The sequence below is a fragment of the Nocardioides sp. Z21_20 genome, assembly GCF_059766585.1.
This window is the reverse complement of record NZ_JCBAJX010000001.1, coordinates 481022-503046: the sequence shown is the minus strand read 5'-3', so window position 1 is coordinate 503046 and position 22025 is coordinate 481022. Positions and strand designations below refer to the sequence as shown.

The 22025-nt window shown below is 73.2% G+C and carries 20 protein-coding genes and 1 pseudogene; 7 read left to right on the top strand and 14 right to left on the bottom strand.

Annotated elements, in window-relative coordinates; all coding sequences use genetic code 11:
* Nucleotides 1–16 precede the first annotated feature (16 nt).
* From AC6EH9_RS02485 to AC6EH9_RS02460, 6 genes are read right to left on the bottom strand one after another with little or no spacing between them, the layout of a single operon-like run.
* Nucleotides 17–862 carry a MaoC/PaaZ C-terminal domain-containing protein gene (locus AC6EH9_RS02485; RefSeq protein ID WP_498420186.1) on the bottom strand — a complete coding sequence of 282 codons (846 nt, stop codon included), beginning with the start codon at nt 860–862 and terminating at the stop codon, nt 17–19.
* Nucleotides 859–2031 carry a lipid-transfer protein gene (locus tag AC6EH9_RS02480; RefSeq protein WP_498420619.1) on the bottom strand — a complete coding sequence of 391 codons (1173 nt, stop codon included), beginning with the start codon at nt 2029–2031 and terminating at the stop codon, nt 859–861. Before AC6EH9_RS02480 ends, AC6EH9_RS02485 begins: the two co-directional genes overlap by 4 nt.
* A 2-nt stretch (nt 2032–2033) precedes the next feature.
* Nucleotides 2034–2495, bottom strand: coding sequence for a MaoC family dehydratase (locus tag AC6EH9_RS02475; protein ID WP_498420184.1), 462 nt, complete (start codon nt 2493–2495; stop codon nt 2034–2036).
* Nucleotides 2492–3610 (bottom strand): acyl-CoA dehydrogenase family protein, encoded by a 1119-nt coding sequence (locus tag AC6EH9_RS02470; RefSeq protein WP_498420183.1) that lies wholly within the window; start codon nt 3608–3610, stop codon nt 2492–2494. The genes AC6EH9_RS02475 and AC6EH9_RS02470 overlap by 4 nt, the downstream gene beginning before the upstream one ends.
* On the bottom strand, nt 3610–4626 hold the full coding sequence (locus tag AC6EH9_RS02465; RefSeq protein WP_498420181.1) for a bifunctional MaoC family dehydratase N-terminal/OB-fold nucleic acid binding domain-containing protein: 1017 nt from the start codon (nt 4624–4626) through the stop codon (nt 3610–3612). The genes AC6EH9_RS02470 and AC6EH9_RS02465 overlap by 1 nt, the downstream gene beginning before the upstream one ends.
* Nucleotides 4623–5789 (bottom strand): acyl-CoA dehydrogenase family protein, encoded by a 1167-nt coding sequence (locus AC6EH9_RS02460; protein WP_498420180.1) that lies wholly within the window; start codon nt 5787–5789, stop codon nt 4623–4625. The genes AC6EH9_RS02465 and AC6EH9_RS02460 overlap by 4 nt, the downstream gene beginning before the upstream one ends.
* Nucleotides 5790–5913: 124 nt before the next feature.
* Here AC6EH9_RS02460 and AC6EH9_RS02455 point away from each other — a divergent pair, with 124 nt between their 5' ends.
* Both AC6EH9_RS02455 and AC6EH9_RS02450 read left to right on the top strand, forming a co-directional pair.
* Nucleotides 5914–6528, top strand: coding sequence for a TetR/AcrR family transcriptional regulator (locus tag AC6EH9_RS02455; RefSeq protein ID WP_498420179.1), 615 nt, complete (start codon nt 5914–5916; stop codon nt 6526–6528).
* A complete protein-coding gene (locus tag AC6EH9_RS02450; RefSeq protein ID WP_498420177.1) occupies nt 6525–8114 on the top strand; it encodes an AMP-binding protein in 1590 nt (529 codons plus the stop codon). Before AC6EH9_RS02455 ends, AC6EH9_RS02450 begins: the two co-directional genes overlap by 4 nt.
* A gap of 95 nt (nt 8115–8209) precedes the next feature.
* Here the strand turns inward: AC6EH9_RS02450 and AC6EH9_RS02445 are convergent, their stop codons facing one another.
* Nucleotides 8210–9013 (bottom strand): hypothetical protein, encoded by an 804-nt coding sequence (locus AC6EH9_RS02445; protein WP_498420176.1) that lies wholly within the window; start codon nt 9011–9013, stop codon nt 8210–8212.
* A complete protein-coding gene (locus tag AC6EH9_RS02440; RefSeq protein WP_498420173.1) occupies nt 9014–10252 on the bottom strand; it encodes an NADH:flavin oxidoreductase in 1239 nt (412 codons plus the stop codon).
* 232 nt (nt 10253–10484) lie between these two features.
* On the opposite strand from AC6EH9_RS02440, the gene AC6EH9_RS02435 reads away from it, so the two are divergent.
* A complete protein-coding gene (locus AC6EH9_RS02435; protein ID WP_498420172.1) occupies nt 10485–11111 on the top strand; it encodes a DedA family protein in 627 nt (208 codons plus the stop codon).
* A gap of 6 nt (nt 11112–11117) precedes the next feature.
* On the opposite strand, the gene AC6EH9_RS02430 is transcribed toward AC6EH9_RS02435, so the two are convergent.
* From AC6EH9_RS02430 to AC6EH9_RS02410, 5 genes are read right to left on the bottom strand one after another with little or no spacing between them, the layout of a single operon-like run.
* Entirely contained in the window at nt 11118–11471 is a 354-nt protein-coding gene (locus tag AC6EH9_RS02430) for a hypothetical protein (RefSeq protein WP_498420170.1), read from the bottom strand.
* A 2-nt stretch (nt 11472–11473) separates the two neighbouring features.
* Nucleotides 11474–12217 (bottom strand): ABC transporter ATP-binding protein, encoded by a 744-nt coding sequence (locus AC6EH9_RS02425; RefSeq protein ID WP_498420169.1) that lies wholly within the window; start codon nt 12215–12217, stop codon nt 11474–11476.
* The gene (locus AC6EH9_RS02420) at nt 12214–12963 is read right to left on the bottom strand and encodes an ABC transporter ATP-binding protein (protein ID WP_498420168.1); all 750 of its coding nucleotides are present in this window, start codon (nt 12961–12963) and stop codon (nt 12214–12216) included. Before AC6EH9_RS02420 ends, AC6EH9_RS02425 begins: the two co-directional genes overlap by 4 nt.
* The gene (locus AC6EH9_RS02415; protein WP_498420167.1) at nt 12950–15268 is read right to left on the bottom strand and encodes an ABC transporter permease subunit; all 2319 of its coding nucleotides are present in this window, start codon (nt 15266–15268) and stop codon (nt 12950–12952) included. Before AC6EH9_RS02415 ends, AC6EH9_RS02420 begins: the two co-directional genes overlap by 14 nt.
* 10 nt (nt 15269–15278) lie before the next feature.
* Nucleotides 15279–16685 (bottom strand): ABC transporter substrate-binding protein, encoded by a 1407-nt coding sequence (locus AC6EH9_RS02410; protein WP_498420165.1) that lies wholly within the window; start codon nt 16683–16685, stop codon nt 15279–15281.
* A 219-nt stretch (nt 16686–16904) separates the two neighbouring features.
* On the opposite strand from AC6EH9_RS02410, the gene AC6EH9_RS02405 reads away from it, so the two are divergent.
* The 3 genes and pseudogenes from AC6EH9_RS02405 to AC6EH9_RS02395 form a co-directional block, all read left to right on the top strand.
* Nucleotides 16905–17930 carry a glycosyltransferase gene (locus tag AC6EH9_RS02405; RefSeq protein ID WP_498420163.1) on the top strand — a complete coding sequence of 342 codons (1026 nt, stop codon included), beginning with the start codon at nt 16905–16907 and terminating at the stop codon, nt 17928–17930.
* Complete coding sequence (locus AC6EH9_RS02400; RefSeq protein WP_498420161.1) at nt 17914–18858, top strand: NAD-dependent epimerase/dehydratase family protein; 945 nt, start codon at nt 17914–17916, stop codon at nt 18856–18858. Before AC6EH9_RS02405 ends, AC6EH9_RS02400 begins: the two co-directional genes overlap by 17 nt.
* Nucleotides 18855–19199: pseudogene (locus tag AC6EH9_RS02395) on the top strand (GtrA family protein); the annotation flags it as partial. The gene AC6EH9_RS02400 and the pseudogene AC6EH9_RS02395, both read left to right, overlap by 4 nt.
* 49 nt (nt 19200–19248) lie before the next feature.
* On the opposite strand, the gene AC6EH9_RS02390 reads toward AC6EH9_RS02395, so the two are convergent.
* Complete coding sequence (locus tag AC6EH9_RS02390) at nt 19249–20016, bottom strand: class I SAM-dependent methyltransferase (RefSeq protein WP_498420160.1); 768 nt, start codon at nt 20014–20016, stop codon at nt 19249–19251.
* Between the two features lie 142 nt (nt 20017–20158).
* On the opposite strand from AC6EH9_RS02390, the gene casG reads away from it, so the two are divergent.
* A complete protein-coding gene (casG, locus tag AC6EH9_RS02385) occupies nt 20159–21799 on the top strand; it encodes a steroid-24-oyl-CoA synthetase (protein WP_498420158.1) in 1641 nt (546 codons plus the stop codon).
* The last annotated feature ends 226 nt before the right edge of the window (nt 21800–22025 follow it).

Here is a 22025-nt window from a genome sequence, read left to right as displayed (position 1 = left end):
TGGGCGGCGGCGTCGCTCAGCCGAACTCCGCCCGGGCCCCGCGCAGCGCCGGGCGGCCGTCGGCGAGCGCCTCGAAGCGGACCGAGGAGCCGCTCACCCAGGCGTCCACCGCGAGGGTGTCACCGGGGAAGACCGGCGCCCCGAAGCGCCCGTCCAGGGCGACCAGGTCGGCCGGGTGCGCGCCGGCGGCCCGGGCCAGCGGAACCGTGACGCTGGCGAGCGTGGCGAGCCCGTGCAGGAACGGCCGCGGCTGCCCGGCGGCCTGCGCGGCCGCCGGGTCGACGTGCATGTGGTGCCGGTCGCCGAGCAGCCGGTAGAGCGCGGCCTGGTTCGGCGCGGTGGCCACCTCCAGGCGCGAGGTCGCCTCGCCCTCGGCAGCCGCCGGGGCCGAGGGGCCCCGGTCGCCGCCGAAGCCGCCGCAGCCGGGCGCGAAGATCGCCCAGGTCGCCACCGAGTAGTCGCTCTCCACGGCCACCTCGAAGATCGCCGCCGAGCCCTTGTCCCAGACCGCGGCGACCGAGGCGCGCATCGTCACCTCACCCGAGCGCGGCAGCTCGCGCAGCACCTCAAGGCGCTGGGAGCCGTGCACCGCGGTGGAGGTGTCGAAGGCGCCCGCGGAGCCGAGCGCGTCGGGCGCCCACTGCGCCAGCGTCAGCGCGAACGTGGGCAGCACCCGCAGCCGCTCCTCGAAGACCAGGTCGAGGTCGTCGGCGGGCGCGCCGACGGCCAGCGCGTAGAGGATCGCGTCGCGCTCGTCGTAGGCCACGGTCCGCTCGCCGAGGACCTTCCCGACCCAGTCGCCGGCGTTCTCCATCTGCCCTCCCAGGCTCGTCGTCGGATCGGTGCTGTGCGCGCTGCTCATCGGTCGCTCCCGAGCACGAGGCCGCTGGTCGGGACGCCGGTGCCGGCGGTGACCACCACGTTGTCCACGCTGCCGGGCTGGTTCACCGACTCGCCGCGTACCAGCCGGACCGCCTCGGCGATCCCGTTCATGCCGTGCAGGTAGGCCTCGCCCAGCTGGCCGCCGTGGGTGTTGAACGGCAGCGACCCGTCCAGCTCGAGGTGGCCGTCGGCGATGAAGTCGCGGGCCTCGCCGCGTCCGCAGAAGCCGAGCTCCTCGAGCTGCGGCAGCACGAACGGGGTGAAGTGGTCGTAGATGATGCCGGCGTCCATGTCCTGCGCGGTGAGCCCGCTCTGGCGCCACAGCTGCTGGGCGACCACGCCGAGCTCGGGCAGCCCGGAGATCGTCGGGCGGTAGTAGGACGTCATCATGTGCTGGTCCTTCGCCTGCCCCTGGGCCGCGGCGTGAACCAGCACCGGCGTGTGCGCCAGGTCGCGCGCCCGCTCGGCGGAGACGACCACGATCGCCTGTCCGCCGTCGGTCTCCTGGCAGCAGTCGAGCAGGTGCAGCGGCTCGGCGATCCAGCGCGAGGCCTGGTGCTCCTCGAGCGTGATCGGGCGGCCGTGGAACCACGCCTTGGGGTTGGTCGCGGCGTGCTTGCGGTCGACCACCGCGACCCGGCCGAAGTCCTGCGACGTCGCGCCGTACTCGTGCATGTAGCGGCGCGCGAACATCGCCACCCACTGCGCCGGGGTGGAGAGCCCGAACGGCGTCATCCAGGAGTACGCCGCGCGATCGGCGTTGGTGTCCATCGGCCGGTTGGCCTGACCCAGCCCGTAGCGCTCACCGGAGCGCTCGTTGAAGGAGCGCCAGCACACGACGACCTCGGCCAGCCCGCTGTGGATCGCGGCCGCGGCCTGGGCCACCGTGCCGCAGGCGGCTCCCCCGCCGTGCCCGACCCGGGAGAACCAGCTCAGGTCGCCGATGCCGACGTTGCGGGCGATGTGGTTCTCCGAGCTGGACTCGGCGGTGAACGTGATCATCCCGTCCACCTCCGAGGGCGCGATGCCGGCGTCGTCCAGCGCCGCCTGCACGGCCTCGCAGCCCAGCTGCAGCTCGCTGCGCCCGGAGGCCTTGGAGAACTCGGTGGCGCCGATGCCCGCGATCGCGGTGGCGCCGGAGATGGGCATGCTCACGAGGCGCCTCCCGCGGTCTCGACCCGGGCGTCGGCCACGGGCAGCTCGACGACGACGGTGCCGCCGACGTGCGTGCCGAGCGCGTTGTCGCCGCGCACGGCGACCTCGACCCGGTTGCCGTCGACCGCGGAGACCGAGCCGGTGAAGGTCATCGTGTCGCCGGGGTAGTTGGGCGCGCCGAGGCGGATCTTGATCCGCTTCACGACCGCGGCCGGCCCGGCCCACTCGGCGACGTAGCGCTCGGTGAGGCCGTTGCTGGTCAGGATGTTCATGAAGATGTCCTTCGAGCCGCGCTCCCGGGCCAGGGCCGGGTCGTGGTGGACGTCCTGGTAGTCGCGGCTGGCCATCGCGGTGGCCACGATCAGGGTGCGGGTGATCGGGATCGCCAGCTCGGGCAGGGTGTCGCCGACGGCGACCTGCGCGGGGGTCCGGGTGGGGGCCAGGGAGGTCGCACTCATGAGCGGACCTCCTGGGTGGCCAGGACGCCGCCGAGCTCGGCGAGGGTGGCGGCCGACCCGCCGAGGGTCGAGGAGAGCTGCTTGCCCCACAGGAAGAAGCGGTGCACGGGGTAGTCGACGTCGACGCCGATGCCGCCGTGCACGTGCTGCACGCGGTGCACCACGTCGAGACCGCCCTGGTCGCACCACCACGCCGCGACCAGCGCCGAGCGCGCGGCGGCGGCCCCGGACGGGTCGTCCTCGAGGTCGCTGAGCGCCTGCCACACGGTGACCCGCATCGCGTCGATGTCGATCCAGCAGTCGGCGAGCTGGTGCTGCAGCGCCTGGAAGGTGCCCAGCGGGCGGCCGAACTGCTCACGCTCGGCCAGGTACGACGCGGCCAGCGCGAGCGCGCCGGAGGCGACGCCGACCTGGATCGCGGCGAGCGCGACCTGGGCCTGGCGCAGCAGCGCGGTGAGCGCCGGCCCGCCGGGCTCGCCGACCGACTCGGCGGCGACCGCGTCCAGGGTGAGCTCGCCGGCCAGGTCGTGGCTGGTGACCGCGGCCAGCTCCCAGCCCAGCCCGGCAGCGCCGGCCTCGACCAGGAAGAGGCCGGGCCCGACGGCGGTGGCGGCGGAGACCAGCACGTGGCTGGCGCCCTGCGGGGAGGGCACGACCGCCTTGACGCCGGTGAGCGTCCAGCCGTCGCCGGCGCGGGTGGCGGTGGCGCGCGGGGCGGCCGGGGAGGCGCCGTCGTACTCCTCCAGCGCCAGCGTGATCCGCAGCGAGCCCTCGGCGGCCCCGGGCAGCAGCGCGGCGCGCTGGGCGTCGGTGCCGTGCTCGGCGATCGCCAGCGCACCGAGCGCGGCGGTCCACAGCGGGACCGGGGCCACGCAGCGGCCCTGCTCCTCGAGCACGACCGCGAGCGCGGCCGGACCGAGGCCGGCGCCGCCGTGCTCCTCGGGCAGCGCGATCCCGAGCAGGCCGGTGGTGGCCAGGTCGGCCCACAGCGTCTCGTCGATGCGGCTCTCGGTGGTCTCGACCGCGCGGACCCGGTCGGTGGTGGCCTTGTCGGTGAAGACCTCGCGGGCCAGTCCCTGGACGGCCTGCAGATCCTCGTCGAGGTGGAAGTCCATCAGTGCTCCTGGGGGTCGGCCGGGGCGCTCGCGCCCGCGGTGGCGGGACGGAAGACCGGCAGGGTCAGCTCGGGGTCGGCGTCGAGCCACTGCAGCTCGAGCGCCATGCCGATCTCGAGGTCGTCGGCGGTGCACTCGACGAGGTTCGTGATCAGCCGGGTGCCCTCGGCGAGCTCGACGACCGCGATCAGCTGCGGGTAGTCGAAGGCCGGGTGCTTGGGGTGGTGGGCCACCACCCAGCTGTAGAGGGTCGCCGCGCCGGAGGCCTCGACGGTGTCCCACTCGAAGGAGCCGCAGTGCGGGCAGCCCGGGCCGGGTGGGTGGCGCAGCGTCTGGCACGAGGCGCAGCGCTGGATGACCAGGCGGTGCTCCTTGGCCGCGTCGAACCAGAACTGGTTGTCGAGGTTGACCGCGGGCCGCGGGCGCAGCGCTCGCGGCGCCTCCTCCTCGGACGGGGCGGGGGCCGCGGCGGCCGCCTTCGGCTTGAAGCGCAGCGTGCGCCAGCGCTGGGTGGCGACCACCTCGCCGTCGGCGTCGCGGTAGGTCTTCAGCGTGGTGACGAAGCGGCCGGTGCCCAGGCCGGTGGTCTTCTCCGGCGAGATCGCCTCGACGATCTCGTCGGAGCTGACGTGGTCGCCGGGCACGAGCTCGCGGACGAACTCGAAGTCGGAGTCGGTGGCCACCACCGAGGTGTAGCCGCCCTCGGCGAGCAGGTCCACGAGCTCGCCGAAGGCGCCCGCGGCGGCGTTGGGCCGCACGGTCGCGGCGTACCCGCGCATCACCCAGGCCTGGGCCATCGAGGCGGGTGCGACGACGCTGTCACGGCCGGTGGCTCGGGCGGCGTCCGCGTCGAGGTGGACCGGGCTGGAGAGCTCCATCGCCTCCACCCAGTGCCGGATCATCGCCACGTTGACCGGGTCCTGGGCGGGCTTGGCCTCGCTGAGCCGGCGCCCGACGAAGGCCATCAGCCGCTCGTCGTACGACGTGTCGGTCGCGGCGGTCTCGGCGGCGCTCACCGCTTGCCCCGCGGCATCTTGAGCCCCTGGGTGGCGATCATGTCGCGCAGCACCTCGTTGACGCCGCCACCGAAGGTGTTGACGATGCCCTGGCGGGAGAGCTGCTCGACCTGGCCGTGCAGCACCGCCGCCGGGGAGCCCGGCCGGATCCGGCCGGCCGCGCCGAGCACCTGGGTGAGCGTGCGCTGGACGTCGATGTGGGTCTCGGTGCCATAGGTCTTGGCGGCGCCGGCGGTGGCGCCGGTGAGCGTGCCCTCCTTGACCTCCGCGGTCATCTTCCAGTTCATCAGCCGCATCGCCTCGAGCTTGGCGTAGGTGCGCGCCATCTCCGCCTGCACCCAGGGCTGCTCGATGGTGCCGTTGTCCTTGGCCCAGGCCAGGACGGTCTCCCAGAGCTGGATCATCCGGCCGCCGAGCGCGGCCAGCGCGACCCGCTCGTGGTTGAGCTGGGCGGTGATCAGCCCCCAGCCGCCGTTCACCTCGCCGACGACCTCATCGGCGGGCACCCGGATGCCGGAGTAGTAGGTCGCGGTGACGCTCATCCCGCCGACGGCCTTGATCGGGCTCCAGGTGTAGCCGGGGTCCTCGCACGGCACGATCAGGATCGAGATGCCCTTGTGCTTGGGGGCCTCGGGGTCGGTGCGGCAGGCGAGCCAGACGTAGTCGGCGGTGTTGCCGCCGGTGGTGAAGATCTTGTTGCCGTCGACCACGAACTCGCCGGTCGACTCGTCGCGCACCGCGCGGGTCGACAGCGACGCCAGGTCGGTGCCGGCGTCGGGCTCGGTGTAGCCGATCGCGAAGACGATGTCGCCGGTGAGCATGCCGGGCAGGTACTTGGCCTTCTGCTCCTCGGTGCCGAACGCCATCAGCGTCGGACCGACGGTGTTGATGGTGACCAGCGGGAACGGCACGCCGGCGCGCTGCACCTCGTCGTAGAAGATGAACTGCTCCTCGGCGGTCAGCCCGCGCCCGCCGTACTCGGTCGGCCAGCCGACGCCCAGCCAGCCGTCGCGGCCGAGCATCTTGACGACCTCGCGGAAGCGCGGGCCGCCGGCGCCCTGCTCGCCGACCTCGCGCCGCTCGTCGTCGGGCAGCAGGGCGGCGAAGTAGGCGCGCAGCTCCTTGCGCAGCGCCTGCTGCTCCGGTGTCTCACGAAGGTCCACGGGTGGCTCCTGTTCCGAGGTACGGCGGGGCGCGCGACGGAGACGGGGCTCGACCGACGGCGCAGTAGACACATGTTAACCACGCGTCTATCCGTCCGTCTATGGCGCGGGTAGGCTGGTCGGCATGGAAGGTCCCCGCGTCGTGCGCCACGTGCTCTCCCCCGCCCGGGCGGCCACCCGCGACAAGCTCATCGCCGCCGCCATCGAGCTGGCCAGCGAGGGCGGGTACGACGCGGTGGCGATCCGGCCGGTGGCGGCCCGCGCGGGGGTCTCGGTGCCGACCGCCTACCAGCACGTCAGCTCCAAGGACCAGATCCTCACCGAGGCGCTGATGGCGCTCGGCCAGCGCTCCGCCGAGGGGGTGCGCCAGCGCCGCCCGCGCGGCGACTCGCCGGCGGACCGGCTGAGCGCGGTCTTCGCCCGGATCATGCGCGAGGCCGCCGACAAGCCGCTGCTCTACCAGGCGCTCTACCGCGCCTACGTCGCCAGCGCCCCGGCCCTGCTGGAGTCCGACGCCCAGGTCGGCTTCGGCCCCGAGCGGGCCACCTGGATCGGCGACACCCTGCGCGCCGGCGACACCGCCGGCCACTCCGACGCGGACCTCGAGGCGGCCGCCCGGATCCTCAGCACCCTGTTCCTCGGCGCGATGATCGGCGTGGCCGCGGGCCGCCCCGTCGACGAGGTCACCGCGCTGCTCGACGACGCCGTACACCGACTGCTGCCCGGAGGCACCCGATGACCCAGACCACCTCCCCCGCCACCACCTTCGGTGCGCTGGTCGAGGCGCGCGGCGAGGACGACTCCGTCGCGCTGCACTTCGAGGACCGCAGCTGGACCTGGCGCGAGGTCGTCGCCGAGGCCCGGCTGCGCGCCGGCCTGGCCGCGTCGCTACGCCGCGAGGGCGAGCCGTGGCACGTCGGGCTGTTCCTGGAGAACACCCCCGAGCACCTCTTCTGGTGGCTGGGCGCCGCGCTGTCGGGGATGAGCGTGGTCGGGCTGAACCCGACCCGCCGTGGCGCCGAGCTGGCGCGCGACGTGACCTTCACCGAGTGCCAGCTGCTGGTCGTCGACGACGCGCGGGCTCCGCTGCTCGACGGCGTCGACCTGGGGCCGAGGCTGGACGGCCCGCGGGTGCTGCGCGTCGGCGCCGCGTCGTACGACCAGGCGCTGGCGGGGGCCACCCCGCTGGCCACCCAGGAGGTGGCGCCGGAGACGATCCTGTCGCTGATCTTCACCTCGGGCACCACCTCGGCCCCCAAGGCGGTGATCTGCACGCAGGCGCGGATGGGCCGGATCGCGCGCCAGCAGGTCGAGCGCCGCGAGCTCACCGGCGACGACGTGTTCTACGTGGTGATGCCGATGTTCCACTCCAACGCGATCATGGCCGGCGTCGCGCCGGCGGTGTGCACCGGCGGCACGCTGGTGCTGCGGCGCCGGTTCTCCGCCTCCGGGTTCCTGCCCGACGTGCGCCGGCACGGGGTGACGTTCTTCAACTACGTCGGCAAGCCGCTCAACTACGTGCTCGCCCAGCCCGAGCGCCCCGACGACGCCGACAACACCCTGCGGATCTGCTTCGGCAACGAGGCCAGCGAGCGTGACATCGCGGAGTTCTCCCGGCGCTTCGGCTGCCGGGTGATCGACTCGTTCGGCTCCAGCGAGGGCGAGATCGCCATCCAGCGGGCGCCCGGGACGCCGCCGGGCTCGCTGGGCCGGGCGCCGGAGGGCACGATCGTGGTCGACCCCGCGACCGGGGTGGAGTGCCCGCGGGCGCGCTTCGACGGGTCGGGGCGCCTGCTCAACGGCGAGGAGGCGACCGGGGAGATCGTCAACACCGTCGGCGTAGCGCTGTTCGAGGGCTACTGGCGGAACCCCGAGGCCGAGGCCAGCCGCACCCGCGGTGGCTGGATCTGGTCGGGCGACCAGGCCTACCGCGACGACGAGGGCTGGTTCTACTTCGCCGGGCGCAACGGCGACTGGCTGCGCGTGGACGGCGAGAACCTCGCCGCCGCGCCCATCGAGCGGCTGCTGGGCCGCTTCCCCGGGTTCGCGGCCGTGGCGGTGCTCGCCGTACCCGACGAGACGGTCGGCGACCAGGTCCTCGCCGTCGTCGAGATGACCCCGGGCGCCGTCTTCGACCCCGACGCGTTCGGAGCGTTCCTGCAGGCCCAGCCCGACCTCGGCACCAAGTGGCCCCCGCGTTACGTGCGGGTGGTCGAGGAGATGCCGCGCACCGCCTCCAACAAGCTCCTCAAGCGCGCGCTGCAGGGCACCGCGAGCGGTGAAGCGGTCTTCGAGCGCGTCGGCAGCACGCTGACCTACCGCTGAGCGGCCCGGCGGTCGAACGGGGGCCCAGAGCGGAGAGGCCACCGGGACCCACGATCGCTCCTGGGGCCCCTGAGGCAGTGCGTGCTGTCAACCACTCAGGAGCCCGGCGCCTCGAACCAGTCCCACTCCCACGGCGTGATCGTGCGGTACGGCGAGCGCAGCAGCGCCGTGAGCCCGGGCCGGTCGGGGTCGGCCTCGACCAGCCGGTCCAGCTGGCCGGCGACGTCCACCGGGTCGGCCTCGCAGTAGTACAGCGTGACCCGGAGCCGGCCGGGGTCCCGGACGCCGGCGAGCGCCGCGGCGTCGTCGCCGTCCCGCGGGGCCACCGAGACCTGACGGCTGGCGAAGGTCCAGGCGCCGACGACGCCGGGCAGCGCGACGACCGACGGCACCCGCACCGTGTGCAGGTGGGCGAAGGCCCGCTCGGCGTCGGCCGAGCCGGGCTCCTCGACGCGGTGCACCTCGGCCAGCACGCCGCGCACCGGGCGGAACGGCAGCGCGGACACCGAGATGCCGATCGCCGGGTCGACCCAGCCCTGCACCGGACGGAACATCCCGGTCAGCCGGCGCTGCGTCCAGGCGAGCTCGGGGCGGCGCCCCTGCTGCAGGGTGGTGTCACCGAGGTCGGACCACTGCGCGATGCTCGCCGCGGCGGGCTCGCGGAACCAGTACATCGCGAGGTACTGCGCGGCCGAGAGGGTCGGCGCGAGGTCGGCCCCCGACGCCTCGCGGCACTGCGGCGTGCGGACCCAGCGTTCGCCGTGCAGGACGCCGGGCAGCGCGAGGTTCTCGGGGCGGTGGTCGAGCTGGTGCCAGGCGTTGTAGTCGCGGTGGCGATCCGGGTCGGTCACCTCGGGGAAGGACAGGAAGACCCGGGTGGAGCGGTCGAGGACGGACATCTAGGAGACGTACCCTTCCGGCTTGCCCCAGGTGGCGCTGCGGGTGGTGTCGCGGTCGACGAGCACGCAGCGGGTGCCGGTGAAGTTCGTCGGCATGCACTTGTTGCAGTGGATGCACAGCGACGGGGTCGCCGGGTCGCGCTGGATCTTGTTGACCAGGTCGGGCTCGCGCAGCAGCGCGCGGGCCATCGCGACGAACTGGAAGCCCTCGGCCATCGCCAGGTCCATCGCCGCCTTGTCGGTGATCCCGCCGAGCAGGATCATCGGCAGGTCCACGGCGTCGCGGATCTGGCGGGCGTCCTCGAGCAGGTAGGCGGCGCGGTAGGGGTAGGCCTTGATCAGCGACTTGCCGATCAGCTTGACGCCGAAGCGCACCGGCTGCGGCATCACCGCCGCGAACTCCTCCAGCGGCGCCTCGCCCTTGAACAGGTACATCGGGTTCTTCAGCGACGACCCGGCGGTCATCTCCAGGGCGTCGACGCTGCCGTCGGCCTCGATCCACTGCGCCACCGGGATCGCCTCGTCGAGCCAGAAGCCGCCGGGGTACCCGTCGTCCATGTTCATCTTGGCGATGATCGCGACCCGGTCCCCGACCGCGTCGCGCACGGCGCGCAGGATCGCGCGCGGGAACCTCGCCCGGTTCTCCAGCGATCCCCCGTAGGCGTCGGTGCGCTTGTTGAGCGCCGGGCTCAGGAACGAGCTCGGGAGATAGTTGTGGCCCAGGTGCACCTCGACCGCGTCGAAGCCCACCTCGATGGCCCGGCGCGCCGCCTCCGCGTGCGCCTCGACCACCCGCTCGATGTCGGCGACGGTGGCCGCGCGGGTGATGCTCTGGGTGACCAGCGACATCTGCCGGCTGGGCGCGATCGCCGGCAGCCGGTTCGCCTTCGCCCCGGCGACCGGCCCGGCGTGGCCGATCTGCGCCGAGACGGCGGCGCCGTGCGCGTGCACGGCGTCGGTCAGCCGGCGCATCCCAGGCGCGGACTCGTCGTTCCAGAGCAGCTGGTGGCGATCCGTGCGCCCCTCGGGGGCCACCGCGCAGTAGGCCACGGTGGTCATCGCGACCCCGCCCGCGGCGTACCCGACGTGGAAGTCCACGAGGTCCTGGGTGACCAGGCCCTGGTGGCTCAGCCCCTCGTACGTCGCCGCCTTGATCACCCGGTTGCGCAGGGTGAGCGGGCCGAGCCGGGCCGGAGCCAGTACGTCGGGCAGCGCGGATGCGTCGGGCGTCGAGGTCACGCGCCCGACCCTAGGGGACATTCGCCTGCCGTGCCGGGGATCACGCCACCGCAGGCCGGCGCCGGGGTACCGCGGTTGGGCGGCAATGTCACCATCGCCCGAGATCGTCTCGACCGCACACACTGACTCGACCGCACACTGAGGAGAGCATGCGCCCCCGACCACCCGCCGCAGGGAGCACACGTCGCCAGCCACCCGCACCGGGTGAGCTCTGCCGGCCCGGGAGGCGCTGGTGAACGGGATCCTGGACTGGCTGGTCTGGGTGATGCGCACGATCGGAGCCCCGGGCGTGGGCCTCGCGACCGCCGTGGAGACGGTCTTCCCGCCGGTCCCCTCCGAGGCGGTGCTGCCGCTGGCCGGGTACACCGCGAGCCTGGGGCACTACAGCCTGCTCGCCGCGATCCTGTGGGCGACCGCGGGCTCGCTGATCGGGGCGCTCGTGCTCTACTACGCCGGCGCGATGCTGGGCGCACAGCGGCTCGGCGCGATCGCCGAGCGGATCCCCCTGCTGCACGCCCGCGACATCCACCGCTCGATCGACTGGTTCGACCGGCACGGGCGCTCCGCGGTCTTCCTCGGCCGGCTGGTCCCCGGGGTGCGCAGCCTGATCTCGATCCCCGCCGGCGTGAACCGGATGCCCTGGCCGCAGTTCGTCGGCTACACCACGGCCGGCAGCCTGCTGTGGAACGCGGTGCTGATCTCGGCCGGCTACGAGCTGGGCGCGCGCTGGCACCTGGTCGAGGGGTACCTGGGCGACATCTCCAACGTCGTCTACGTGCTGCTCGCCCTCGCCGTCGGGTGGTTCGTGGTCCGTCGGTGGCGACGACGCCACCACCCCCACCACGAGGCCCCCGAGTGAGCTGGGTCAGCCGCGCTCGCGCAGCGCGGTGATCAGCCGCTCGGTGCGGTCCTCGCCCTCCACCAGCTGGCGCAGCAGCCACAGCCGCAGCACCGCCGCGACGGCCGCACCGACGTACAGCGCCGCGCCCGTGACGCTGAGCGCCACGCAGCAGAGCGCCAGGATGATGCCGGAGCTGATGTCGCGGGTGTCGTCCTGGGACAGGGAGGCCTGGTAGGCGACGAACGCGCCGACCACCCCGCCGACCATCAGCAGGACGCCCAGCACCCGCAGCGGCCGGTCCGACCTGGAGCCGTCGGACCTCAGCTTGAGCCGGGACACGTCGTCGTGGAACTCGGTGCGGCGCTCGTCGGTGAGCATGGTCAGCCTCCCAGGTAGGTGGTGGAGAGTTCGTGCTCGATCTCGGCGGGTGCGCCGACCTTCACGACCCGGCCGCCGATCATCAGCGCCGCGGTGTCGGCGAGAGGGAGGACGACACGCGCGAACTGCTCGGCGACGAGGATCGAGATTCCCTCCTCGGCCAGCGCGGCCACCGTCTCGTACATCTGCGAGACCACCATCGGCGCCAGGCCCATGGACAGCTCGTCGAGCAGCAGCACCACCGGGTCGGTGCCCAGCGCCCGCGACAGCGCGAGCATCTGCTGCTCGCCGCCCGACATCGAGCCGGCCAGCTGGTTGCTCCGGTCGCCCAGACGCGGGAAGCGGGCGAACGCGGCCTCCTCGATCTGCCGGCGGCCGGCTCCGGTGCCGGTGGCCAGCCAGAGGTTCTCGCGCACGGTCAGGTTGGGGAAGACGCCGCGGCCCTCGGGGATCGCGCAGATCCCGACCCGCGCGGCCTGGTCGGCGCTGATCCCGTTGAGCCGCCGACCGGCCACCCGCAGCTCCCCGCCGGTGGGGGCGATCAACCCGGCGCAGACCCTCATCGTGGTGGTCTTGCCGCCGCCGTTGGGGCCCAGGAGCGCCACCACGCGGCCGGCGCCGACGCTCAGGTCCACCCCGTGCAGCACCTCGATCGCGCCGTACGACGCGCGGACGCCGACCAGCTCGAGCACCGGCTCAGCCTCCGGCTCGGCGGCGCCCACCGGGCTCGGCGCGGACACGCTCATGCCACCGCCTCCGCTCCGATGTAGGCCTCGATGACGGCGGGTGAGGCCTGCACCTCGGCGGGCGTGCCGGAGGCGATGAGACGTCCCTGGTCGAGGACGTGGATGCTCGTGCACAGGCTCATCACCAGCGGGAGGTCGTGCTCGACCAGGCAGATCGCCAGTCCGTCGGCGGCGAGCCCGCGCAGCATCGCCTCGAACGCCGCGGTCTCCTGCTCGGTCTGGCCCGAGGCCGGCTCGTCGAGCAGCAGCAGCCGCGGGCCGGTCATCAGCGCTCGGGCGACCTCCACGACGCGCGCCCGCCCGGTCGCGATGTCGGAGACGTCGAGGTCGGCGATGTCGCTGAGCCCGGTGAGCTCCAGCACCCGCTCGGTCTCGGCGTCGACGTCGATGCGCCGGCGGTGGCTGGAGCGGACGATGTCGCCGGCGACCCGGACGTTGTCGCGCACCGAGAGGGACAGGAACAGCTCCAGGCGCTGGAAGGTGCGCGCCACCCCCATCCGGGCCCGCCGGCCCGGGGAGAGCCCGGTGACGTCGCGGCCCTCGAGCAGGACCCGTCCCGCGGCCGGGCGCTGCATCCCGGTCATCGTGTTGAACAGCGTGGTCTTACCGGCCCCGTTGGGGCCGATCAGCCCGGTGACGGTGCCGGCAGCGAGGGTGAGGCTCACGTCGTCGACGGCGGTGTTGCCGCCGAAGTGGACGCTGATCCCCTCCGTGCTGAGCAGGGCGGGGGGCTCAGACGGGGGCATGGCGGGTCTCCTCGCGGGTGGGGTCGGCGGCGTGCCGCCCGGGTGGCGCCTGGTGCGGGTCGAGGCCGGCCCGGGCGCCGACGAGGGAGTGCGTCGGCAGCCCGAGGGCGCGGTCCAGCGACTCGGCCAGGTCGTCGGGGTAGGGGGCGTCGAGGCCCACCAGCTCCGGCGGGGTCGGGTGCCGGGCCCCCAGCTCGGCGGGCGTGAGCACCGCGCCGGGCATGATCCGCTCCGCCAGCGCCGGGTAGCCCAGCCAGAGCGCCAGGCTCAGCGTCGAGAACAGCCAGGTGTTGAGCGCGCCCGCATAGGCCAGCGCGTAGAGGACCACCTGGACGCCCAGCGCGCCGTACAGCACCGGGCGGGCCGCCCGGACGCGCCGGTAGCCGGCGAAGATGTCGTGGACGAGGCCGGAGGGGTTCCTCGCCACCCCGATCCCGACCAGGGCGATGCCGACCGTGACCAGGTGCGAGAGCAGGGAGAACGTCTCGGCGTAGTCGGGGTGGCTGATCGAGAGGTCGTTGAACGCGCCGCCGGTGAGGGTGAACCCGATCCCCGCCATCAGGCCACCGAAGAGGGCGCCGCTGACGTAGCCGATCCCACCCACCACGGTGAGCATCACCACCGACAGGCTGATCGTGATCAGGAACGTGTCGGCCGAGACGGTGCTCAGCGCCATCGCCATCATCAGCCCGCCGAGACCGGCGATCGCCGAGGAGAGGCTGAAGACGCTGAGCTTGAGCCACACCAGTCGCTGGCCGAGCATCGCCGCCGCGACCGGGCTGTCCTTCATCGCGGCCAGCCGGCGCCCGTACCCGCTGTTGCGCAGCGCCACCACGCCCACCGCGAGCGCCGAGAACACCACCGCGTAGACGACCAGCGCCACGTCCTGGTCGGCCAGGTCGAGCGGGCCCACCTCGAGCGCCGGCACCACCAGCACCCCGCCGGGGAACACCGTGAACGTCTGCCCGAACAGCTCGTGCTCGGTGGTGTCGCGCAGCACCATCGTGGAGACGAAGACGCCGAAGGCCATCGTGGCGAGGGCCAGGTAGAGGCCGCGCAGCCGCAGGGCGGGCAGCGCCACCAGGGCGCCGACCACGGTGGCCGCGAGGACGCCGAGGACCAGGCCACCGATCGACATCCGGGTCTCGAGCCCCTCACCGGAGTGGCCGAGGTGGAAGGCGACGATGGTGGCCACGGCGCCCAGCGAGACCGGCGCCAGGTTGATCTCGCCGGCATAGCCGGTGAGCAGGGTCAGGGACAGCGCGATCACCGCGAAGGCCAGACCTGTGAGCAGGCCGCCGACCGAGGAGGAGTCGATCAGCTGGCGCAGGGCGAGCACGGCGAGCACCAGCACCAGCCCCCAGCGGGCGGCCTGGCGCACCGACGGCGCGCGGTAGCGCTCCCGGGTGCGGACCGCGGCGGTGCGCAGCCGGTCCTGGGGCAGCACGACCAGCACCACGAACAGCACGATCATCGGCAGCGCCACACGCAGGTTGTTCACCCACGGGTCGGTCGGGGCGTAGGCGACCAGGTACGTCGCGCTCAGCCCGAGCACCATCGCGCCGGCGAACGTGCGCGGGATGCTGCGCAGCCGGCCGAACATCGCGGCCGCGAAGGCGTCGATGACCAGCAGGGTCAGGGCGTCGGCCGAGAGCGCGCCGCCCCCGACCGGGGTGATCAGGATCCCGGCCAGCACGGCGAGGGTGGACCCCAGCGCCCAGGAGAGGGCGGCGACCCGCTCGGGATCATGGCCGTTGAGCCGCAACAGGTCGGGGTCGTCGACCACCCCCCGCATCACCACGCCGACCCGCGAGCGGGTGAAGAGCAGCCGCAGACCGAACGCGATCACCACGGCGGCCACCAGGCACAGGATCTCGTGGTAGCTGACCACCACCTCGCCCAACCGGATCTCGGCGGTGGGCCCGAAGAACATCTCCACCACCCGGGCCTCGTCGGGCGACCAGAACCAGTGCGACAGCGAGACGAACCCGAGCAGCACGGCCACCGTGACCACGATCTTGGTGACCTCGGCGGTGTCGCGCAGCCCCCGCATGATCACCCAGTGCAGGGCGAAGCCCATCAGCGGCCCGACCAGCCCCAGCACGATCAGCACCGAGACCAGGGTGGGCAGCTGCCAGCCGTAGTGCAGCTGCCAGAACAGGAACGCCCCGATCATGGCCTGCGCGCCGTGCGCGAAGTTGAAGATCCCGGAGGTGTTGTAGGTCAGCACCAGCCCGGAGGCCGCGATGGCGTAGACCGAGCCCAGCACCAGCCCCAGGACCGTGAACGTCAGGAAGGTGGTCATGCCGGCCGGCTCAGGCGGACGGCACGAGGATGTCGTCGGTGAGGAAGTCGGTGGCGATGCGGTCCTCGTTGAGCTCGATGCCCCACGTGGACTTGTCGGTCTCCTTGATGAACGCCTCGTCGCAGGTGAACTCGCCGCGCTCGGCCGGCGAGATCTGCTTCCAGTCACCGCCGTCGAGCTCCATCACGACCGCGCAGCTCATCGACTCGTTGGCACCCGGGTCCGAGGGAGCGTGCAGTCCGCCGCCGTCCCACTCGTGGATCTGCGAGAGGGTGTCGACCATGCACTGGCGGGTCAGGTCCGAGCCGCACTCCTTGGCTGCGGTCGCCCACAGCAGGAAGGCCGAGGTGGCCTGCATGCCCAGCTGCGAGCGCTTGCCGCCGGACTCCTCGATCAGCTCCAGGTACTGCGCGACGGCGGGGACGACGTCGGCGTTCTCGAACGGCTGGAACTGCAGCCCCACCACCACGTTGTCGCCGGCGCCGGACTTGGCGTTCCAGCTCGAGACGTCCTCGTCGTACCAGGTCGACTCACCGACCACCAGCGGGTCCGCGCCGACGCGGTCCATCGCCTCCATGAAGCTGAACAGCCGGGCGTCGGGGTTGTCGGTGACCCAGAGCGCCTCCACGCCGCACTCCTTGAACTTCTCGGCGAACGGCACGTAGCTGGCCTCGCCCTCGGAGGCGATGGTCACGCCGCAGTCCTTGGGCGTGGCGCCCATGTCGCCCAGCACGGCCTCGACCTTGACCAGCCCCTGGGTGACGGCCGCGGAGGTGCTGCGCACGAAGTCCATGTTCTCGAGGAACTCGGGGTACTCCTCGCCGATGGTGGTCAGCATCGCGCCATTGAACCGGTCGACGGGGAAGGGGACGGGCTCGTACTTCATCGGCCCCATCGAGACGGCCGGGCCGATCGCGAAGCCGGGCACCGTGGGCATCTTGCACTTGACCCGGTGGGGCTCCGCGGCGATGTCCATGGCGAAGCCCTGGCCGACCATCATGAAGTCGGACTTGCACGACTGCTGCATCACGCTGGCGGCGTTCATGTACGCCGCGTCGTACTGGTTGCCCTTGATCTCGCGCCCGTTGATGCCGCCCTGGGAGTTGCACCAGGCGATCATCGCCGTCATCGCGTCGCCCATCTCCTGCAGCAGCCCCGGCCGCGCGCTGAAGCCGCGGTCGTCGCCGTAGCCGATGGTGATCGCGTCGTCGGTGATCCCCTGGTCGGTCGCGCCGGAGGCGTCGCCGTCGCCGCAGGGCGACTCGAGCTCACCGAAGAAGCCCTCCTTGACCTCGGCCCTCTGGTTGCCCTGCTCACCGCCCGCGTCGGTCTCCGAGCGGTCGGATCCGCACGCGCTGGCGGCCAGCGCGAGGGTGATCGCGACCACGGCAAGCCTGGCGCTCCTGGGGTGTCTCATGAGGCAGCTCTCCTTCTCGCGGACCGCCGGCCGGCGGCGGGCACATCATTGGGTGTGATGCACGCCACGCCGCCGGCGGCTCCCGCTCAGTGGGATCTCCGGTACAGCCCTCTCGGCGACCTGTTACGCCCCTCGGGTCGGCGGATGTGTCCGCGCAGCGCGGAGCGGGCTGGGCCAAAGAGCGGTGACCTGCCCCACAGCCTGTCTATAGTCAGGCGCGTGAGCCCCCTCGTGACCGACACCGAGCCCTCACCGGCGCACTCCGTCTCGATCGTCGTCCCGGTCTACCGCGGGGAGCAGCACCTGGAGCAGCTCTGCGCGGAGATCGAGGCGCTGACCGCTCCGCAGTGCTCGCCGGACGGGAACCCCTACCGGATCGTCGAGCTGCTGTTGGTCCACGACTGCGGCCCGGACGACTCCGCCACCGTGATCCGCCGCCTCGCCGGCGCGCACGACTGGGTGCAGCCGGTGTGGCTGAGCCGCAACTTCGGCCAGCACGCCGCAACGCTGGCCGGCATCGCCTCCAGCCGCGGCGAGTGGATCGTCACCCTCGACGAGGACGGCCAGCACGACCCCGCCGACATCGGCCGGCTGCTGGACTCCGCGCTGCAGCACGGCGCCCCGTTGGTGTACGCCGCCCCGGTCAACGCCGCCCCGCACTCGCTCTTCCGCCGGGCCACCTCCCGGGCGTCCAAGCGCCTGGTCAACGTGCTGAGCGGCGGCGCGGACGCCTCGGTCTTCCACAGCTACCGGCTGGTGCTCGGCGAGGTGGGGCGCAGCGTGGCGGCGTACGCCGGTCAGGGCGTCTACCTCGACGTGGCGCTGGGCTGGGTCGCCGGCGCGCCCGCCACCGCCCCGGTGAGCCTGCGCGACGAGGGTGAGCGCCAGTCCGGCTACCACCCCCGCGCGCTGCTCTCGCACTTCTGGCGGATGGTGCTCACCAGCGGCACCCGGGCGCTGCGGATCGTCAGCGTGCTCGGCCTCGCGGTGGCCGTCCTGGGGGCGCTGCTCGCCCTCTTCCTGGTCGTCGACTACCTCGACGGCGGCTCCGACGTGCAGGGCTGGACGTCGCTGATGGTGATCACCCTGCTGTGCTCGGGGTGCGTGCTCTTCGCGCTCGGGGTGATCGCGGAGTACGTCGGCGTCGCGGTGAGCATGGCGATGGGCCGCCCGCCGTACCTGATCGGCAGCGACCCTGCGACCGGCCCGCTGGGGCGACGGGCTCGCCATGACGTCCCCGACTAGCCCCACCCACTGGGTCGTCGGCAGCGGTGGCCTGCTGGGCGGCGCCGTGGCCCGCCAGGCCGCGCGCTCCGAGCTGGCCCTGCACACCACCGCCGTCCCGTGGGGCGACCCGAGGACCGCGCTCGACACCCTCGAGGGCGAGGCGTGTCAGCTGCTCGACACCCACCCGCACGTGCGCCTGCTGTGGTGTGCCGGCGCGGGGGTCGTCGGCACCTCGCCCGAGGAGCTCGCCGGCGAGCTCGAGCTGCTGACCGCGTTCGTCGACCGGCTCGCGGCGGCGCTGGCGTGCCGGCCCGAGGCGTCGGTGTCCTTCTTCCTCGCCTCCTCGGCCGGCGGCGTCTACGCCGGGTCGGCGGACGGCCCGTTCACCGAGAGCACCCGCCCCCGCCCCCTCGCGCCGTACGGCGAGGCGAAGCTGGCCGCCGAACAGGTCCTGACCCGATTCGCCGAGCAGACCGGCTCGTCGCTGCTGATCGGCCGGATCGCCAACCTCTACGGCCCCGGCCAGGACCTCCGCAAGGCCCAAGGGCTGATCTCGCAGCTGTGCCGCTCCCAGCTCCAGCGTCATCCGCTGATGGTCTACGTCCCCCTCGACACGGCGCGCGACTACCTCTACGTCGACGACGCCGCCCAGATGGTGCTGGCCGCGATGCCGCTGGTGGAGGCGGGCGACGAGGTGGTCGTGAAGATCCTCGCCTCCGGGCGGGCCACCGCGCTGGCGGCGATCATCGGCGAGCTGCGCCGGCTGACGAACCGCCGTGCGCCGATCGTCCTCGGCGCCACCCCGCAGTCCCGGCTCCAGGCCTCGCAGCTGCGCTTCCGCTCGGTGGTCCTGCCGGAGGTCGACCGACTGGCCCGCACCCCCCTGCCGGCCGGCATCCACGCCACCTACCAGCACATCGCCGCCGAGCTGCGGAGGCCCGCGTGAGCGCTCCACGCCGCGCCGGGCTGGCCGCTGTGCTGCGCCGCGAGCAGGTGCGCTTCCTGGCCGTCGGCGCGGTGAACACCGCGGTCGGCCTGGGCAGCTTCGCCGTCCTCTACGAGCTGGCCGGCGGGGTGCTGCACTACCTCGGCGCCCTGCTCCTGGCCTACGCGATCGGGACCGTCGTCGGCTTCGTGCTGCATCGGCGCCTGGTCTTCGACGTGCGCGGTCAGCTGATGGTGGACTTCGCCCGCTACGTCGGGGTCCAGGTGGCGGCGTTCACGCTCAACTCGCTGCTGCTGCCGGTGCTGGTGGAGGGCGCCGGGCTACCGGTGCTGCCCGGTCAGGTGCTCGCGCTGGGCATCGTGGTGGTGGTGTCGTACTTCGGGCACAAGCTCATCTCGTTCCGCCGGCCGGGCCGGGAACCGGCGGGCGCCGTGCCACCACCACCACCGAGGAGCCGAACGGGAGGTCGCCTCGACCCAGCAGCCGGTCGTCGATCCTCCCCAGAGCGCTGAGCAGCCGGTCGAGTGCGGCCGGGGTGCGCGGCAGGGAGACCACGTCCGCCGCCTCGCCGGGCCCGCTGCGCCCGGCCGCCCGCTTGACCTTGCGGGCGAGGCGCTCGGCGGCGAACAGCGGGAAGGTCGAGGCGAACGCGTACGTCGCACGCCGTACCTCCAGGCCACCCGCCTCCAGGGCCGCCACGGCCCGCTTGCGGGTGTAGCGGCGGTGGTGGCCGTTCTCCTCGTCGAAGTCCGACCACGCCCACTCGTAGGCGGGCACCGACACGAAGAGGTGGCCTCCGGGTCGCAGCACCCGGGCCAGCTCGGCGACCGCGTGGCCCTCCGGGTCGCAGTGCTCGATCACGTCGAAGGCGCCGACCACGTCGAAGGAGCCGCTGCGGAACGGCAGCGCGAGCGCCGAGCCGCAGACCCCGGAGCCGGCCTCGAGGCCGCGCGGGTCGAGGTCGAGGGAGACGTGCTGGACCTGTCCCCGCAGCCAGCCCACGCTCGGGCCGTCCGCGCTGCCCACGTCGAGGACCCGCTCCCGGCCGCCCAGGTACGGCTCGAGGATGGTGCGCAGCAACGCCGAGCGCACGCGGTACCACCAGTAGTCGGACTGCTCGATGGAGGCGGAGCCGCCCCGGACCCCAGTCGCTGTCATGCTCGGTGACTCTAACGCCCGGTGCGCCTCGGCGCGCGGCATCTGTCGATGTCGCGTCCCGGTCACCGGAACCCCTGGCGCCGCCGAGCGTGCTGCCGATCACACTTCCGTGTAACCACCCCCCGTTCCTGAGGAGTCCGAGATGACCACCAGCGTCGACCCTGCTGCCGCGGCCGCCGCCATCATGGGCGGGCTGACCGGTCCCGGCGGCCCGTTCGAGCTGGTCACCGAGGACGTACTGGGCACGTCGCTGCCGGTCTTCCGCAACCGCGCCCGCGCGCTGCACGAGGTACTCGCCGAGTCCGTCGTGCACGGCGAGCGGGTCTACATCGCGACCCGCGAGGGCCGGCTGACGTTCGCCGAGCACGCCGCGCGCGTCTCCTCCCTGGCCGCTGCGCTGCGCGAGGAGTACGGCGTGCGCCCCGGCGACCGGGTGGCCATCGCCGCCGCGAACAGCGCCGACTGGATCGTGACGTTCTGGGCCACGGTCTCCATCGGCGCGGTCAGCGTCGGCTTCAACGCGTGGTGGTCGCCGCGCGAGCTGGTGCACGGCGTCACGAACTCCCGCCCGGTGCTGGTCGTGGCCGACGCCAAGCGCGCCGCCGCGCTCACCGAGACCGGCGTCGAGGTGATCAGCCTGGAGACCGACGTGCCGCGCCTGGTCGCGGCGTACCCGGACGCGGAGCTGCCCAGCGCGGACGTGGCCGAGGACGACCCGGCCGTCATCCTCTACACCTCGGGCACCTCCGGGAAGCCCAAGGGGGCGGTGCACACCCACCGCAACGTCTGCTCGGTGATCGAGTACCACCGGATGATGGACGCCCTGCAGGCGGCGTTCGGCGACCCGACCGACCCCCGGGACCGCACCTACCTGCTGGTCCTCCCGCTGTTCCACATCGCCAGCCTGCACAACCTGGCGATCCCCCGGCTCGCCACCGGCAGCAAGGTGGCGCTGCACCTGGGCGCGTTCGACGTGGACAAGGTCTGCCGGCTCATCGAGTCCGAGCGGATCACCAACTGGGGAGCGGTGCCGACGATGGCCAACCGGCTGCTCGAGCACGGTGACCTCTCCGCCTACGACCTCTCCTCGCTGCGCGCGTTCGCGCTCGCCTCGGCCCCCTCCTCGCCGGCGTTCAAGGACCGGCTCAAGGAGGGCCTGCCCTTCGCCAGCTCGCTGGTGGACAGCTACGGCCTCACCGAGTCGTGCACCGCCATCGCCGTGGCCAACCCGATGGACCTGGTCGAGGCGCCCGGCACGCTGGGCCGCCCGATCGTCGGCGTCCAGCTCGAGGTGCGCGACCACCTCGGCAACGCGCTCCCCGAGGGCGAGGAGGGCGAGATCTGCGTGCGCAGCGCCTTCAACATGCTCGGCTACTGGGAGAACCCCGAGGCCACCGCGCAGACGGTCCGCGAGGGCCGTTGGCTGCACACCGGTGACATCGGCATGCTCGACCAGGGCCGGGTCCGGCTCAGCAGCCGCCGCTCCGACCTCATCATCCGCGGCGGCGAGAACGTCTACCCCGCCGAGATCGAGGCGGTCCTGCTCGAGCACCCCGACGTCGAGGAGTGCCTGGTGATGGGCGTGCCCCACCCCGACCTGGGCCAGGAGGTCGCCGCGGTCGTCGTACCCAAGGAGGGCCACACGCTCGACACCGACGCCCTGCGCGCCTTCGCCGCCGAGCAGCTCGCCTACTTCAAGGTGCCCGCCCACTGGCGGATCAGCGCTGAGCCCCTCCCCCGCAACGCCACCGGCAAGGTCATCCGCACCGCCGTCCAGGCCTGACCCGGGCCCGGGGGCCGGCCCTGCCGCCGGTCCCCGGCCGCCAGCCCCGTCGCGGCCCCGTCGCGGCCAGCGCTGGGCCCAAACCCGCTTGTAACGCGGGGTTATGTACACCACCGCAGCGCTATTTCGCTGTGGTAGCGGGCATAACCCCGCGTTACAAGCGCCCCAGGCCCGCCGCCGCGCTCCGGGGGCGCTCGGGGCCGCGCTGGGGGCGGCGCTGGCTTCG

Bases quoted from the DNA above. Each gene is read 5' to 3' on its own strand.
- AC6EH9_RS02480 (WP_498420619.1), bottom strand. From the start codon at position 2,031: ATGCCCATCTCCGGCGCCACCGCGATCGCGGGCATCGGCGCCACCGAG.
- casG (WP_498420158.1), top strand. From the start codon at position 20,159: ATGACCACCAGCGTCGACCCTGCTGCCGCGGCCGCCGCCATCATGGGC.
- AC6EH9_RS02430 (WP_498420170.1), bottom strand. From the start codon at position 11,471: ATGCTCACCGACGAGCGCCGCACCGAGTTCCACGACGACGTGTCCCGG.
- AC6EH9_RS02425 (WP_498420169.1), bottom strand. From the start codon at position 12,217: ATGAGCGTGTCCGCGCCGAGCCCGGTGGGCGCCGCCGAGCCGGAGGCT.
- AC6EH9_RS02390 (WP_498420160.1), bottom strand. From the start codon at position 20,016: ATGACAGCGACTGGGGTCCGGGGCGGCTCCGCCTCCATCGAGCAGTCC.
- AC6EH9_RS02415 (WP_498420167.1), bottom strand. From the start codon at position 15,268: ATGACCACCTTCCTGACGTTCACGGTCCTGGGGCTGGTGCTGGGCTCG.
- AC6EH9_RS02400 (WP_498420161.1), top strand. From the start codon at position 17,914: ATGACGTCCCCGACTAGCCCCACCCACTGGGTCGTCGGCAGCGGTGGC.
- AC6EH9_RS02470 (WP_498420183.1), bottom strand. From the start codon at position 3,610: ATGGACTTCCACCTCGACGAGGATCTGCAGGCCGTCCAGGGACTGGCC.
- AC6EH9_RS02450 (WP_498420177.1), top strand. From the start codon at position 6,525: ATGACCCAGACCACCTCCCCCGCCACCACCTTCGGTGCGCTGGTCGAG.
- AC6EH9_RS02485 (WP_498420186.1), bottom strand. From the start codon at position 862: ATGAGCAGCGCGCACAGCACCGATCCGACGACGAGCCTGGGAGGGCAG.
- AC6EH9_RS02455 (WP_498420179.1), top strand. From the start codon at position 5,914: ATGGAAGGTCCCCGCGTCGTGCGCCACGTGCTCTCCCCCGCCCGGGCG.
- AC6EH9_RS02410 (WP_498420165.1), bottom strand. From the start codon at position 16,685: ATGAGACACCCCAGGAGCGCCAGGCTTGCCGTGGTCGCGATCACCCTC.
- AC6EH9_RS02475 (WP_498420184.1), bottom strand. From the start codon at position 2,495: ATGAGTGCGACCTCCCTGGCCCCCACCCGGACCCCCGCGCAGGTCGCC.
- AC6EH9_RS02445 (WP_498420176.1), bottom strand. From the start codon at position 9,013: ATGTCCGTCCTCGACCGCTCCACCCGGGTCTTCCTGTCCTTCCCCGAG.
- AC6EH9_RS02420 (WP_498420168.1), bottom strand. From the start codon at position 12,963: ATGCCCCCGTCTGAGCCCCCCGCCCTGCTCAGCACGGAGGGGATCAGC.